This is a genomic window from Asinibacterium sp. OR53, from assembly GCF_000515315.1.
Classification (GTDB): Bacteria; Bacteroidota; Bacteroidia; order Chitinophagales; family Chitinophagaceae; genus Sediminibacterium.
This window is the reverse complement of record NZ_KI911562.1, coordinates 656,228-672,380: the sequence shown is the minus strand read 5'-3', so window position 1 is coordinate 672,380 and position 16,153 is coordinate 656,228. Positions and strand designations below refer to the sequence as shown.

The window sequence follows — 16,153 nt, the reverse complement described above, 5'->3', positions numbered from 1 at the left end:
TTCATAAATGAAAAAGTTACTGCTTGCGATTATCCTTGTATTGTCGGGTAGCTTATTTGCCCATTCGCAAACTGCTCTCATGCATGCGCCGCAAGGTTTTGATTCGTTGCGTACTAATATTCAGCATGGCAAAATTGACACGGTTGGCTATGAGTCGAAAACAGTTGGTACAGTGCGAAGGGCCATTATCTACACACCTCCTGGGTACTCAAAAAAGAAAAAATATCCGGTGCTGTATTTGTTACATGGTATTGGTGGGGATGAAAAAGAATGGCTCAACGGCGGCAAGCCGCAAATAATTTTGGATAACCTTTATGCAGGGGGCAAGTTGGAACCCATGATTGTGGTGATGCCCAATGGCAGGGCCATGAAAGACGACCGCGCAACGGGCAACATCATGGACCCCGATAAAGTGCAAGCTTTTGCCACGTTTGAAAAAGATTTGCTGAACGATTTAATTCCCTTCATTGAAAAAACTTTTCCTGTTTTAGGAGACCGTGAGCATCGTGCCATTGCAGGCCTGTCGATGGGTGGCGGACAATCATTGAATTTTGGCCTGGGCAATTTGGACGAATTTGCCTGGGTGGGTGGATTCTCTTCTGCGCCAAACACCAAGCGACCGGAAGAATTGGTACCCAATCCCGAAGAAGCAAAAGCGAAGCTAAAGCTGCTTTGGATTTCCTGCGGCGATAATGACGGCTTAATAACTTTTAGCAAACGAACCCACGATTATCTCTATCAAAAAGGAGTGCCGCATATTTATTACATCGAACCGGGGGTACATGATTTTAAGGTTTGGAAAAACGGTTTGTATATGTTCTCGCAGCTCTTGTTTAAGCCGGTAAATGCTGCTTCATTTTCGAAATACACAGTTCTCGGTACACCTGCATACACCAATGTTCGTTCGGCAAGGTACCCGCAAATTTTACCAGACAATCGTGTTGTGTTTCGCGTTAAAGCACCTGATGCACAAAAAGTGCAGATTGATTTAGGCAGGAAGTACGACATGAAAAAAGATACCGGTGGTTATTGGGTAGTGACCACTGATTCTGTTGGCGAAGGTTTTCATTATTATATATTGTTGATTGACGGTGTTGCTCTTACCGACCCGGCCAGTGAAACGTTTTATGGCATGGGCCGGATGGCAAGTGGTATTGAGATACCTTTTGCCGGTGGCGGTTATTACGCGGTAAAAAATGTTCCGCACGGAGATGTACGAATCAAACGTTATTATTCCGCTGTTACGAATTCGTGGCGGCGATTTTTCATTTATACCCCACCGGGTTACGATGTCAAGGCAAATGATAAATATCCCGTGCTATATATTCTACATGGTGGTGGCGAAGATGAAAGGGGGTGGGCTGAACAGGGAAGAACGGATTTAATTTTGGATAACCTGATTGCAGAAGGAAAAGCAAAGCCAATGCTCGTTGTAATGATGGATGGAAACTTGAGCAGCGGGGGATTAGCCGGTTTTGGCGAGTCATCTTTGAGACTATTTGAAAACGAATTGAAGCGAGTCGTTATTCCTTTTGTTGAGAACAACTTCCGTACAGAAACAGATGCAAAAAACAGGGCATTGGCCGGATTGTCGTTGGGTGGATTGCAAACCTTGTATGCAGGTATTAAAAACACACAGCTATTTTCTTATCTCGGTGTTTTCAGTTCGGGATGGTTCGCCAATCAACCAGCCCTTGTTGATCCACAGTATGCCTTTATGAAAGACAATACTGCTACCATTAATCAAAATCTCAGATCGCTTTGGGTGTCAGTAGGCGGCAAAGAAGATATTGCTTATAACAACTGCAAAATCATGCTTCAAAAATTCGATGAAATGGGCGTAAAGTACACGTACAGCGAATATCATGGCGGACATACGTGGCCGGTATGGCGCAACAATTTTTACAATTTTGCGCAAGTGCTTTTCAAATAATGTGCATAGCTTTTTTTCAAAACCACATTAATCATTGCATAATTGAATATAATGAAAGGAAAAATCATCCTGACAATTGTCGGCTGCATGTGTATGCTGCAATTGTTTGCGCAAAATCCAATCATCACCCACATATTTACTGCCGATCCGGCGCCGATGGTTTATCACGACACAGTGTTCTTGTATACGGGGCACGATACCGCATCCGTAACCGCCACCAATTATAAAATGCCTGACTGGCATGTTTTCTCATCCACTGATATGGTTCATTGGAAAGACTATGGAGCGCTCTTGTCGCCACAGACCTTTTCCTGGGCTACCGGCGATGCCTATGCTGCGCAGTGCATTGAACGGAACGGCAAATTTTATTGGTATGTGGCCACCTTCCATAAAAAGGACAGCAACAGCAATGGTGGTGCTGCAATAGGTGTTGCTGTTTCGGACAGACCAACAGGCCCTTTCAAAGACGCAATCGGCAAGGCATTGATCGTTAACGAAATGACCACCGATATGAAACATCCCTGGGATGATATCGACCCTACTGTTTTTATTGACGATGACGGACAGGCTTATCTCTTTTGGGGTAATGGCAGTTGCAGATACATAAAGCTGAAGGAAAATATGATTGAAACGGATGGCCCAATTTCTACTTTTAAACCCGAGCATTACATTGAAGGTCCTTGGGTGTACAAACGCAAGGGCTTGTATTACCTGGTTTATGCAAGTGCAGGTACTAAACCGGAGATGATTGAATACTGCACGGCCACGAATATTACAGGGCCGTGGCAATACAGAGGCATTATACAGGAAAATGTACCCAATAGTTTTACAACCCATCCGGGCATTATTGATTACAAAGGGAACTCCTATTTCTTTTACCACAACGGGGCACTTCCAACAGGAGGCAGCTACCGCCGATCGATCTGCGTCGATTATATGTATTACAATCCGGACGGAACCATTCAAAAGATCATACAAACAACAAAAGGGGTAAGCCCGGTGAAGGGTGCTCTTTCCACCGGGCTTTCAACACAAGATAAGCAGGCGCACAACCCGGTCATTTATGCCGATGTGCCGGATATGTCGATGATTTGTGTAGGCGATACGTATTACATGAGCAGTACCACCATGCACCTGAGTCCGGGTGTGCCGATCATGAAATCGAAAGATCTTGTCAACTGGAAAATCGTAAACTATGCTTATGACACTTTAATCAGTAATGACGACATGAATCTGGTAAATGGGAAGTCCACTTATGGCAGGGGCTCATGGGCCAGCAGCATTCGTTATCATAACGGCACATATTACGTTTCCACCTTTGCAGCAACAAGTGGTAAAACACATATCTATTCAACAACAAACATTGAAAAGGGACCATGGAAAGCCGTGTCTTTCGCTCCGGCTTACCACGATCATTCTTTGTTCTTTGATGACGATGGAAAAGTTTATCTCATCTACGGCAATAAAAAAATAACACTTCTTGAATTAAACGCAGATGTCACTGGTGTAAAACAAGATGGCATACACCAGGTGATCATTGAAAATACAGCTCAAGCCAGCGAAACTATTGCCCCCAGTGGTTTGGGAGAAGGTTCGCAACTCTTTAAAGTAAACGGCAGGTATTATCTCTTCAACATCACCTGGCCAAGGGGCGGAATGCGCACAGTTGTTATTCATCGTGCGGATAAAATTACCGGCCCTTATGAAGGCAAGGTGGCACTGCAGGATTTGGGTGTAGCGCAGGGAGGTCTTATTAGCACACCCAAAGGCGAGTGGTTTGCCTACCTGTTTCGAGATTACGGCGCTGTGGGCCGTATTCCTTATCTGGTTCCTGTGAAATGGGAAGATGGCTGGCCAATATTGAGCGTCAACGGAAAAGTTCCTGAAACACTTGATCTTCCCCCCAACCAATCCTTGATACCAGGCATTGTTGCGTCAGATGAATTTACCCGGAAAAAAGGGGAACCTGCATTGCCGCTGGTTTGGCAATGGAACCATAATCCGGATAATGAACTTTGGTCTGTTACAGCAAGAAAAGGCTATCTGCGTTTGAAAACCGGGCGGATTGATACATCGTTTCTATTGGCAAGGAACACATTAACACAACGTACCATTGGCCCTGTATGTTCCGGTAGTACATCGCTAGACGTTTCGAATATGAAAGACGGTGACTTTGCAGGATTATGCCTGTTGCAAAAAAATTATGCTATGGTTGGCGTAAGAGTGGAAGGCAATCGTAAATCGATTATTATGATCAACGCAACAGGCAGAAAACCGGTAGAAACGCAGGCTATTCCACTCACACAAAAAACAGTTTACTTTAAAGCCAACTGTGACTTTACGAATAGAAAAGATGGCGCCGATTTCTTTTACAGTCTCAATGGTAAAACCTGGACTCCAATTGGCATGCAATTAAAAATGACGTACACCATTCCGCATTTTATGGGTTACCGTTTTGGATTGTTTAATTATGCTACTAAGCATGCAGGTGGGTTTGCAGATTTCGATTACTTCCATATTATGGATAAGGTTTCTCAATAAAGATTGTACAATCATGTTTATGAATACATTTAAATCCCTATTAATCGCCATTCCCATTTCTCTCTTGTTTGGCTTTTGCACCAGTAGTGGAAGAATAATACAATCAAAATCCAATGCAACCAAAGCATTGAAAGATTACTACAAAGATTATTTTCCAATAGGCGTTGCGGTTACACCTCGAATGCTGCATGGCGAGGATTCGGCATTAATCGTTACGCAATTCAACAGCCTTACTGCTGAAAACGCCATGAAAATGGGGCCCATTCACCCCAGAGAAAGCGATTACTACTGGAAAGACGCCGACTCGATTGCTGCGTTTGCAAAGAAACACAGCATGCGGTTACGGGGGCACAACTTGTGCTGGCATGCGCAGGCGCCATCCTGGATGTTTAAAAATGAAAAAGGTGATACGGTTTCAAAAGAGGTGTTGCTGCAACGATTGAAAGACCATATTACGACGGTTGTGAAGCGTTACAAAGATTATATATATGGTTGGGATGTGGTGAATGAAGCAATTGATGACAGGGATTCTGTGTTCTATCGTTACTCAGCATGGTATAAAATCTGTGGCGAAGAATTTATCGCCAAAGCATTTGAATATGCCCATGCGGCTGATCCAAAGGCAGTTCTTTTCTATAATGATTACAATACGGAAAACCCGAAAAAAAGAGAAAAGATTTACCAGATGGTAAAAAAATTAAAAGAAGCGGGAATTCCTATCCATGGTGTGGGATTACAAGGCCATTGGTCCATCAACAATCCTTCGAAGGAAGAACTGGAAAAGTCTATCCAAATGTTTTCTTCGCTGGGATTGCAAGTGCAGGTAACAGAGTTAGACGTATCTGTTTATGCAGGCAGGCAGGGTGGGCAATTAATCCAGGGACAACGCAGGGATACCGCTACCGGCTTTACTGCTGCAATGGAAGAACCGCAAAGAGAAAAATACAAAATGATATTTGGCATATTGCGGCAAAACAAAAACAAGATAACCGGAGTAACCTTCTGGAATCTGAGCGACCGTTACACTTGGCTGGATGGCAGGGGAAGAAAAAATTACCCGTTGCTCTTCGATGTGAACCGGAAATCCAAAAAAGTGTATTGGGATGTGGTAAATTTTTAACCAGGAAAAAATTAAGAAAAAGCGGTATGCATGCAACAACAGTTAATGGTGTAGCCACGGCGTTTACCCGGTCGCTGGATCCTTATTCCGTAACCATCTTACAACTACAAACAGGAAAATAGAACATGAAACGTAACAAACTTCTGCTAGCGGCAATGCTGCTATTCACTGCTACCGCTTTTTCGCAGGATAAAAAATTCTACATCTTCCTCTGTTTCGGCCAGTCGAATATGGAAGGAAATGCCAGGCCGGAAGCACAGGATTCAATCGTTGATAATCGTTTCCGGGTAATGGAAGCAGTGAATTGCCAGCATTCAAACAGGGAGAAAGGAAAGTGGTATACGGCCATTCCTCCTTTGTGCCGTTGTAACACTGGTCTCACACCGGCTGATTATTTTGGAAGAACATTGATTGAAAATCTGCCAAAGAGTATCAGGGTTGGTGTGATCAATGTAGCTGTTGGTGGTTGTAAAATTGAATTGTTCGATAAAGACCATTATGAGACTTATGTTGCAACAGCGCCATTGTGGATGAAGAATGTGATTAACGAATACGACGGCAATCCGTATGCACGCCTTGTTGAAATGGCAAAGCTGGCGCAAAAAGATGGCGTCATCAAAGGCATTCTTCTACACCAGGGGGAATCAAATACAGGTGACACAACCTGGCCACAGAAAGTGAAATTGGTTTACGACAACCTGCTGCATGATTTAAATCTGAAGCCCAACTCAATTCCTTTACTGGCGGGTGAAGTGGTGAATGCCGATCAGGGTGGCGCTTGCGCCAGCATGAACAAAATCATTGCAACATTGCCCAGCACTATTCCAAATGCCTACGTCATTTCATCGGCGGGCTACCCGCAAAATGGGGATAAACTTCATTTCACGGCAGCCGGTTACCGTGAATTGGGAAAACACTATGGCCTGAAAATGCTTTCGCTGCTAGGATATACTCCAAAACAGACCAAATGATTTTGGATATTTTTTTCATGTTTACAATAATCAAAAAATGCAAATCTGCAACGCACTCAAAAAATTACCGATAGGCTTTACGCTGGTAATTTGTTTTTTACTGTCCGCCCGTCATTCTTTTTGTCAAAAGCTGGAAATAAACGAGTCAGGTTATTTTGAAAAGCCGGGCGTGAATGTGTTTGTTTTTAATAGTCAATATAACGGCATGTTTTTCGATGAAAAAACTGCCGGTATTGAGATCATTCATCATGGCGTGCGAACGGCAACCGGCGGTGCCGTTCGGCTGCAAAATACCCCTGAGCAATGGGATCTGGTTCCGGTGCTGTCTGGCCGAAAAGTAGATAAAGCCAGTAATACGATTGAAGCAACACTGATATATAAAGAGTTTGATTTTACGTCAAGGCTGGTAGTTACCGCAAAAGATAAAGGCGTAGAAATCAGCGTGTATTTGGATAAGCCATTGCCGGAAAAACTCGCAGGCAATGCCGGATTTAATATGGAGTTTTTGCCTTCGGCTTATTTTGGCAAATCGTACTTAATGGATGGTAAGCCGGGTAATTTCCCCTTATATCCCTTCAGCAATACACAGATTGAACCCATTAGTAAAAAGATACCACAGTTCGCCGGTCACACTACATTTGACGACCGGGGCAGGGGCGAATTTATTGTGCCCGATCCTTTGGTAAGCGGTAAAACCATTGTGATGGCGCCGGAAGATCCCGAACGTGGGGTGCGGATTCAAGCAAAAGATGCCGATCTGCTGCTGTTTGATGGCCGAAACCTGGGACAAAACGGATGGTTTATTGTACGTAGTTTACTGCCGGTAAACAAAACCGGAAAAGTATTAACCTGGTACCTCGAGCCAAATGCTATTCCAAACTGGAAACGCGCACCGGTGATAGCATTTTCACAGGTGGGTTATAACCCCAGCCAGGAAAAAACGGCTGTGATTGAAATGGATAAAAATGATACTCCTTTAAAAGCCGCATCTTTATTTCAGGTTACGCCGGATGGCAAATATGTAGAAAAGCTGAAAAGTGAAGTAAAAGTTTGGGGACAATACCTGCGCTATAACTATGCAAAATTCGATTTCAGTGCGGTAAAAGAGCCGGGACTTTATTTCATTCAATATGGCAATCAAAAAACGAATACATTTTCCATTGCTTCCAATGTGTATGAAAATATCTGGCATCCAACATTGGATGTATGGTTCCCTGTGCAGATGGATCATATGGAAGTGAATGAAGCTTATCGGGTATGGCACGGCGCACCCTTCTTAGACGATGCTTTGCAGGCGCCGGTAAATCATGTACACTTCGATGGGTATAGTATGGGTCCGTCTACCCAAACCAAATACAAGCCGCTGGAACATATTCCCGGGCTGAATGTTGGCGGCTGGTTTGATGCCGGCGATTTTGATATTCAAACCGGCTCCCATTGCGAGGCTGTTTCAAGCCTTGTTGATGCCTGGGAAAAATTCAGACCGCAACGAGACGAAACTTTTGTTGATTATCCGACCCGTTATGTAGACATTCACCGGCCTGATGGTAAGCCGGATATGCTGCAACAGATAGAGCATGGCACATTGAATATGGTGGCCCAGGTAAAAAATATCGGGCACCCGGTTAGAGGCATTGTCGTTCCTAATTTGCATCAATACCATCATTTAGGCGATGCGATTAATGAAACCGATAATCTTCCTTACAATCCTAATTTAAAACCATATCAATCCGATGGTAAATCGAGCGGTACAATGGACGACCGGTGGGCATTTACAGAGCGGAACATATTGCTGGATTACAGCACAGCGGCTAGTTTGGCGGCTGCCAGCCGGGTATTGAAAGGGTATAATGATACACTATCCCAACAATGCCTGTTCTATGCAAAGCAACTGTGGGATGAAGACGAGACCAGAACAGATACTTCTCACTTTGGGGTCATATTTGGAAGAAGTGTAAAAACTGCTGCCGCGCTTCAGTTATACATCACCACTAAAGAAGAACAATACGCCACTTTATTCAAACAAGCAATTTGGCAAATACTCGACCGGAATGTTTCATCACCAGGCATCAAGCAAGCCTTGCAGGCTTATCCCTACATGGATGATGTGTATAAAAAGAAATTACGCGACTATGTGGTAAAACTGAAAGCGCTGTGTGATGAATACGCCAAACAAAATCCTTATGGTGTGCCCATTGCTTTAGGAGGATGGGGTGGCAGTGGCGGCGTAGTAAATTTTGCGGCTACTAATTATTATGCAAACAAATACTTCCCCGATATCATCACACCTGAATATGTGTATAGAGGATTAAATTATATTTTTGGCTGTCATCCTTATTCCAACATCTCTTTTGTTTCCTCTGTTGGAACGGTATCAAAGAAAATTACCTACGGCAACAACCGGGCAAATTTCAGTTTTATTGCGGGCGGCATTGTGCCGGGCATATTGATTTTAAAACCGGATTTTCCTGAGAACAAAGAAGATTGGCCTTTTTTCTGGGGAGAGAACGAGGTAACGGTGGGCGGTTGTGCCGACTACATTTTTTTAGGGGTGGCTGCAGGTGAGCTGGCTACGGGTAAATAAATTTAATGTTCATAATCATCAGTCTAATGAAGTATTATAAGAAATGCTTACTGCTTGCAGTGTTAGTACCTGTTTTATCGGGCCAACTACTTGCACAAAACCCACTTATTCGAAACATGTATTCTGCCGACCCTTCAGCAAGGGTTTTGGGTAACCGGGTCTATATTTATCCTTCGCATGATATTTTAGCCGCGCCGGGTAAAGGAAGGGTAGGATGGTTTTGCATGGAAGATTATCATGTGTTTTCTTCGGATAATCTTACTGATTGGACAGATCACGGTGTAATTGTATCGCAGAACAAGGTACCGTGGGTGAAACCAGACAGCTATAGCATGTGGGCACCCGATTGTATTTACCGGAATGGAAAGTATTATTTCTATTTTCCATCAACACCTAAAGACACTGTTACTTATGGGAGAAACTTTGCCATTGGAGTGGCCATTGCTGCCAAACCCGAGGGCCCATATATTCCGCAGTCAACACCCATCAAAGGCGTTCACGGTATAGACCCCAATGTGTTTATTGATAAAGACGGGCAGGCTTACCTCTATTGGTCTGCAGGTAATATTTACGGAGCAAAGCTGAAAGATAATATGCTGGAGTTGGCTTCAGAACCTGTGATACTGAAAGAACTTCCTGCAAAAGGCTTAAAGGAAGGCCCATACCTGTTTGAAAGAAATGGGATTTATTACCTCACTTTTCCGCATGTGGAAGGTAAAATTGAACGGTTGGAATATTCAATAGCCGACAATCCATTAGGGCCGTTTAAAATGACAGGTGTCATTATGGATGAATCTCCCACAGGTTGCTGGACGAATCATCATTCGGTGATAGCATTCAAAAATCAGTGGTACCTGTTTTATCATGACAGGGATTACTCTCCTGACTTTGATAAAGCGAGATCCATCAGGGCTGACAGTTTGTTTTTTAATGCGGATGGTACGATTCAAAAAGTAATCCGCACTTTCCGTGGGATTGGTGTTACTAATGCAACAGCAAATATTCAAATGGATCGTTACAGCGCTAAAAGCGGTGATGCTGCAATTGATTTTATAGATACAACGAACAAATTTATCGGTTGGAAAACCATTCTTGATAAACCTAATGCATGGATTCAATACAATACCGTTGACTTTGGAAAGAATGCTGCAAAGTCGGTTAACATCAGGGCTGTTTCAACAACAGGCGCGACTTTAGTTATCCGAACAAAAGATGCTTCAGGTCCTGTTCTTGCAGAAGTAATGATACCCAAAGGAAGCGATTGGAGCACCGTAAAAAAATCAATCGCAGCAGTACAGCCCGGCATCAAAAATCTTGTGCTACAATTAAAGAGTGAGGGCAAGGTGGAAGTTGATTGGATTAGCTTTAAATAATACTTTTTATCAGCGTAAAATATTTCAACTATGGATTTTATAAGTCGAAATTATTTAAAGGCTGTTTAAAGCTGTATTATTGCTGATCAAAAGAAAAGATATGACCTGGCGTCAATCCATTTTAAAAGCCCTTTATCCGTTGATCATGCTGAAGGGCAAAGTATTTGGGAAGAGCCAGGTACTGTACAATTCATCCGGCATACAGGCGCCGGTTTCTTTTTATACACTGGAAACTGTTGCCAATGATGGCTCACTCATCGCATTTCATTCCTTCATAGGAAAAAAAGTATTGCTGGTAAATACTGCCAGTGATTGCGGCTATACGGCGCAATACGAAGAGCTGGAACAGTTACATAAACAATACGGAGATAAGCTGGTGGTGCTCGGTTTTCCGGCCAACGATTTCAAACAACAGGAAAAAAGTGATGACGCAGCCATTGCAGCATTCTGCAAGACCAATTACGGCATCAGTTTCCCGCTGATGAAAAAGAGTACTGTGATAAAAAGCAGCGGGCAAAACAACGTATTCAACTGGTTGTCTCATTCAGCCAGGAATGGCTGGTGCAACCAGGCACCCGTGTGGAATTTCTGCAAATACATAATCGATGAGAACGGGAAGCTGTTGGCATTTTTTCCCAATACGGTTTCACCGCTCAGTAAAGAAATGCTGGCAGTATTGCAATAATATCAAAGCGGACAATGCTGGTGATAATTCTCCAGTACGATGGGATTGCGTTCTATCACATATCCTGCATAGTTTTCCTGCACTTCATCCAACACAGCTTCTACTTCTTCCAGGGTTTTCAATACTACCAACCGGTTGCGGTACTCTTTGATGCCGGGTAATCCTTTTAAATAATTCGCATAGTGGCGGCGCATTTCGTTGATGCCAACGATGGGGCCTTTCCACTCCAGCGATTTACGCAGGTGCTTGCGGCATACTTCTACGCGTTCATCTACGGTAGGCGGGTCCATCAACTCACCTGTTTTCACATAATGCTTGATCTCGCGAAAAATCCAGGGATAACCAATCGCCGCCCTTCCGATCATGATACCATCTACCCCGTAACGGTTTTTATATTCCAGCGCTTTTTGCGGACTATCGATATCTCCATTGCCGAAAATAGGAATGTGTATACGCGGATTGTTTTTTACATTGGCGATCAGGGTCCAGTCGGCCTCGCCTTTATACATCTGCGAGCGCGTGCGGCCATGGATACTGAGGGCTTTGATGCCCACATCCTGTAAGCGTTCGGCTACTTCTTCGATGTTTTTGGAATTTTCATCCCATCCCAACCGGGTTTTAACAGTAACGGGTAAACGGGTAGCTTTCACCACTGCATCGGTGAGGCGAACCATGAGGTCGATATCTTTCAGCACGCCTGCGCCGGCACCTTTACCGGCCACTTTTTTTACAGGGCAGCCGAAATTGATATCCAGTATATCGGGGTTGGTTACATCCACAATTTTGGCTGCCAGTGCCAGGCTCTCTTCATCGCCGCCGAATATCTGTATGCCTATGGGGCGCTCATAATCGAATATATCGAGCTTCTGCCGGCTCTTGATAGCATCACGGATCAAACCCTCACTACTGATGAATTCGGTATACATCAGGTCGGCCCCATTGTCTTTACACACCACCCTGAACGGCGGATCGCTGACATCTTCCATGGGCGCCAGGAGGAGCGGAAACTCGGGCAGCACTATTTTATCTATCTTAACCATATCTTAGCCCGCAAATTTACGTTCTTATTCCCAACCGCATGAACCAAGAGCCAACGATCAGTTATCGCAGACAGTTTGTCATTTTACTGGCCCTTATTGGGGTATTCACGGTTATAGCTTCTTTTTCACTAATCATGCTGGCCAGAATGAACCTGAATGTCTCCATGACCCTGGTGCCGGAATTACTGAATAAATCGGAAAATGTGAACCTGGCACGATGGCTGAATACATTGGCTACTTTTTTGATGTTTTTTATGCCGGCAATCCTTTTTGCAAGGATCCTCAGTCGCAAACCACTGGATTACCTTGGGTTCAACCGGCTCATGAGCGGCAAACAAATAGGAATAGTAGTGATACTTACACTGGCAGCCATGATTACGAGCGGGGCTTTGGGAGACCTGAACCAACGCATTCCACTACCTGCAACATGGATGGCCAAAGCCAGGGCTATGGAAGATGCTTACAGAAGCACCATGATGTCTATGGCCATGATGAAAAATTTTAAAGAATACCTGCTGGTGTTGTTGGTCGTGGCTACTGCACCTGCCATATTCGAAGAAGTATTGTTCCGCGGAACATTTCAGCAATTATTTATTGGCTGGACAAAAAACGCATGGATCGGGATATTCATCACCAGCATTGTTTTCAGTGCGATCCATATTTCTTATTTCGGATTTTTACCCAGGCTTGCATTGGGCATGGTGCTGGGCTTTATTTTCTATTATGGTAAAAATATCTGGCTCAATATTTTATTGCATTTTCTGAATAATGCACTGATCGTAACGGGCATATACCAGGATATAAAGCACGGGCAATCTATCGAAAAAGCGATGGATGAGAATATGCCGATTTGGTGGATAGGATTATTCGGAATAGCCGGATTGCTCTTACTGTTCAGGCTTTTCAAAAAAGAAACCCGAAAAGTATTGGCTACACAATCACTGGTTGCAACTGATGAAAATAGTATAGAACAATGAAAGCCTGGAAGAAAATATTAACGCGCACCAGTTATGCCGAGGCGAGTATTATACAAGGTGTGCTGGAAGAGAACGAAGTGCCGGTTCAATTGCTGAATAAGCAGGACAGCAGTTATCCCATGTTCGGGTATATTGAAATATATGTTCCGGAACACCTGGTAGAAACGGCCAAAAAATTACTTGAAAAAAGCATGTTGAATTAATATCATTAAGACAGGATTGCGATGGCTTTGAATATAGAAACCTTTAAAACCCGTGCACTGACAGCAGTTGTATTTGTAGTGATCATGCTGGCGGGTCTCTTGTGGAATCAATGGAGTTTCCTGTTGCTTTTCAGTGTGATCCATTTCGGTTGCTGGACAGAATACCAGCGATTGGTGGCACAGATCGACCCGGTTTACGGGAGCATCACGCCTTTACACAAATACAGTATCATGATCATTGGCTGGTCATTGATGTTGTGGATGGCGGATGATACATTCAATACCGGCGGGAAAGTGATACACGAATGGGGCCGCGCGATATGCCTGGTGGTCAGTACTGTTTTTCTGGCGGCAGAGATCGTATTTAAGAAGCGACTGAACCCCAAACTGATAGCGTATTCGCTGGCAGGATTGATTTATATTTCGCTGAGCTGGGCGCTGATGGTCCAGTTGCGCGGACTGATAGCTTACGATGTGCTGGGTTCCCACGGATGGCTCCTGCCGGTGGTGATCATCGCTTCCATCTGGATCAATGATACCATGGCGTATATCGTAGGTTCTTTCATTGGCAGAACCCCATTTTCTTCTATTTCACCCAAAAAAACCTGGGAAGGCACCCTGGGAGGAGCGTTGCTGGCCGTTGTGGCCATAGCCTGCCTGGGACATTATACCTGCGGACTCGATTGGAAACCGCTTCTATGGATATCAGCAGTGGCGGCCGTTACAGGTACGGCGGGAGATTTGCTGGAAAGTAAACTGAAAAGGCTGGCAGGTGTTAAAGATAGTGGCAGTATTATGCCCGGACACGGCGGCTTTCTCGACAGGTTCGATTCATTACTGCTGGCCACGCCTTTCGTTTGGCTGGTGGTGAAACTGATTCTTTAACCTACATTTGCCGTTCAATACGTTCCCAATGACCATTCATAGAGAAGGATACAAGACCATCGGCATTACGGCGCTCATTTTCGGGTTGTTGAACCTGGTCTCTTTCAGTTTTTTAAGCGCGCATATACCCTGGTTGGCCATACTCATCTTTGTGGTTTCATTGGCGCTTTTTCTTTTCATCATTTCTTTTTTCCGCATACCTAACCGTCAACTGACCATCAACGAAAACCAGGTGGTTTGTCCAGCCGACGGTAAAGTAGTGGTTATTGAAGAAGTGACTGATCCGGAATATTTCAAAGACAAACGCATACAGGTAAGCATTTTCATGAGTCCCGCCAACGTGCACGTGAACCGTAACCCCATGAGCGGAGAAGTGATCTATAACCAATACCACAATGGGAAATACCTCGTGGCCTGGCATCCCAAATCATCTACCGAAAATGAACGATGGAGTGTAGTGGTAAATAATCACCACGGCGCTATTCTTTATAAACAAATTGCCGGTGCACTGGCCAAGCGGATTTGTAATTACACCAGTGTGGGACAGCAAGTGAAGCAGGGTGATGAATATGGTTTCATCAAATTCGGTAGCCGCGTAGATGTTTTATTACCCCTCCATGCCAAAGTAGAAGTGCAACTGAACCAGGTGGTGAAAGGCGGCGTTACCGTACTGGCTAGCTGGAACTGATATGATAACGATCAATATTGAGTCTTTACCGCTGATGGAAAGGCAACGGTGGTTACAGGCAGCCATCGCACCAAGGCCTATTTGTTTTGCAAGTACGATAGATGCTTCGGGCAATGTAAACCTGAGCCCTTTTAGTTTTTTCAATCTTTTTTCTACCAATCCCGCGATCGTTATTTTTTCTCCTTCAAGAAGAGCGAGGAACAATACCACCAAACATACTTTACAGAATATTTTGGAAGTGCCCGAGTGCGTGATCAACATCGTGGATTACGACATGGTGCAGCAAACCAGTTTATCCAGCTGCGAATATGCCAAAGGGGTAGATGAATTCATCAAAGCAGGTTTTCAGAAAATGCCCGCTACTTTGGTGAAGCCGCCGATGGTGCAGGAAGCCAAAGTAAAACTGGAATGCAAAGTACAAGAAGTGAAAAGCCTGGGCGACCAGGGAGGAGCGGGGCAACTGGTGATTGCCGAAGTGCTGTGTATGCACGTGGATGAAAGCATATTGGGCGAAGATGGAAAGATCGACCAGCGTAAACTGCAATTGGTAGCACGTTTGGGAGGCGATTGGTATTGCAGAGTAGATGAAGCCAGCCTGTTCAAAGTGACCAAGCCCAATACGGAATTGGGAATAGGTATCGATAACCTGCCTCCGGGTATACGAAACAGTAGTTTTTTAACAGGCAACCACCTGGGCATGCTGGCGAATGTGCATACACTACCCGAAATAGATCCTGTTTTTACCGATGACCGCCTGAAAGAGATCGTACAATATTATGCCGTGAACCCGCAAGAGATGGAAAAGGAACTGCATCGATATGCCGGTGAATTGCTGAATGCAGGGAATGTGACTGCCGCCTGGCAAGTATTGTTGTATGGAGAAACTGCGTGAATAAGTTGCTTGAAAATCAAAGGTTTAGTTATTTTTCGCTCTTCAATAGGCCGTTTCCGCATCAGTGTGGATTCAGTTTATATGAGTAGTTGACGGAATCCACATCAGTGTAATTCAATTTAGTACTACTTGGAAGAATTTATACGGGTAGTTGACGGAATCCCCACTAATGCGGAAACAGTTTATATCAGTAGCTGACGGAATTTATATGAGTAGTTGACGGAATCCACATCAGTGTAATTCAATTGAGTACTACTTGGA

13 protein-coding genes are annotated in these 16,153 nt (G+C 44.2%); 12 read left to right on the top strand and 1 reads right to left on the bottom strand.

Annotated features, from left to right (window positions below):
• Positions 1–7 precede the first annotated feature (7 nt).
• From SEDOR53_RS0102900 to SEDOR53_RS0102870, 7 genes are all read left to right on the top strand, one after another.
• Entirely contained in the window at positions 8–1,933 is a 1,926-nt protein-coding gene (locus SEDOR53_RS0102900; RefSeq protein WP_026768361.1) for an alpha/beta hydrolase-fold protein, read from the top strand.
• A gap of 51 nt (positions 1,934–1,984) precedes the next feature.
• Complete coding sequence (locus SEDOR53_RS19215) at positions 1,985–4,474, top strand: family 43 glycosylhydrolase (RefSeq protein WP_084220297.1); 2,490 nt, start codon at positions 1,985–1,987, stop codon at positions 4,472–4,474.
• Between the two features lie 19 nt (positions 4,475–4,493).
• Complete coding sequence (locus SEDOR53_RS0102890; RefSeq protein WP_026768359.1) at positions 4,494–5,594, top strand: endo-1,4-beta-xylanase; 1,101 nt, start codon at positions 4,494–4,496, stop codon at positions 5,592–5,594.
• Between the two features lie 125 nt (positions 5,595–5,719).
• Positions 5,720–6,565 (top strand): sialate O-acetylesterase, encoded by an 846-nt coding sequence (locus SEDOR53_RS0102885; RefSeq protein ID WP_026768358.1) that lies wholly within the window; start codon positions 5,720–5,722, stop codon positions 6,563–6,565.
• 205 nt (positions 6,566–6,770) lie between these two features.
• Positions 6,771–9,149, top strand: coding sequence for a glycoside hydrolase family 9 protein (locus tag SEDOR53_RS0102880; protein ID WP_232214709.1), 2,379 nt, complete (start codon positions 6,771–6,773; stop codon positions 9,147–9,149).
• Positions 9,150–9,154: 5 nt separating this feature from the next.
• Positions 9,155–10,522, top strand: coding sequence for a family 43 glycosylhydrolase (locus SEDOR53_RS0102875; RefSeq protein ID WP_369751281.1), 1,368 nt, complete (start codon positions 9,155–9,157; stop codon positions 10,520–10,522).
• A 100-nt stretch (positions 10,523–10,622) separates the two neighbouring features.
• Positions 10,623–11,207 carry a glutathione peroxidase gene (locus tag SEDOR53_RS0102870; protein ID WP_026768355.1) on the top strand — a complete coding sequence of 195 codons (585 nt, stop codon included), beginning with the start codon at positions 10,623–10,625 and terminating at the stop codon, positions 11,205–11,207.
• 2 nt (positions 11,208–11,209) lie between these two features.
• Here SEDOR53_RS0102870 and dusB read toward each other — a convergent pair whose 3' ends face one another.
• Positions 11,210–12,247 (bottom strand): tRNA dihydrouridine synthase DusB, encoded by a 1,038-nt coding sequence (dusB, locus tag SEDOR53_RS0102865; RefSeq protein WP_026768354.1) that lies wholly within the window; start codon positions 12,245–12,247, stop codon positions 11,210–11,212.
• 38 nt (positions 12,248–12,285) lie between these two features.
• Between dusB and SEDOR53_RS0102860 the strand changes: the two genes are divergently transcribed.
• The 5 genes from SEDOR53_RS0102860 to SEDOR53_RS0102840 are packed head-to-tail and all read left to right on the top strand — an operon-like array spanning position 12,286 to position 15,892.
• Entirely contained in the window at positions 12,286–13,224 is a 939-nt protein-coding gene (locus SEDOR53_RS0102860) for a CPBP family intramembrane glutamic endopeptidase (RefSeq protein ID WP_026768353.1), read from the top strand.
• Positions 13,221–13,427 carry a DUF2007 domain-containing protein gene (locus SEDOR53_RS16985; RefSeq protein WP_037326035.1) on the top strand — a complete coding sequence of 69 codons (207 nt, stop codon included), beginning with the start codon at positions 13,221–13,223 and terminating at the stop codon, positions 13,425–13,427. Before SEDOR53_RS0102860 ends, SEDOR53_RS16985 begins: the two co-directional genes overlap by 4 nt.
• A gap of 21 nt (positions 13,428–13,448) precedes the next feature.
• The gene (locus tag SEDOR53_RS0102850; RefSeq protein WP_026768352.1) at positions 13,449–14,312 is read left to right on the top strand and encodes a phosphatidate cytidylyltransferase; all 864 of its coding nucleotides are present in this window, start codon (positions 13,449–13,451) and stop codon (positions 14,310–14,312) included.
• Between the two features lie 28 nt (positions 14,313–14,340).
• On the top strand, positions 14,341–15,000 hold the full coding sequence (locus SEDOR53_RS0102845) for a phosphatidylserine decarboxylase family protein (RefSeq protein ID WP_026768351.1): 660 nt from the start codon (positions 14,341–14,343) through the stop codon (positions 14,998–15,000).
• Between the two features lies 1 nt (position 15,001).
• Positions 15,002–15,892 carry a flavin reductase family protein gene (locus SEDOR53_RS0102840; RefSeq protein ID WP_026768350.1) on the top strand — a complete coding sequence of 297 codons (891 nt, stop codon included), beginning with the start codon at positions 15,002–15,004 and terminating at the stop codon, positions 15,890–15,892.
• Positions 15,893–16,153 lie beyond the last annotated feature (261 nt).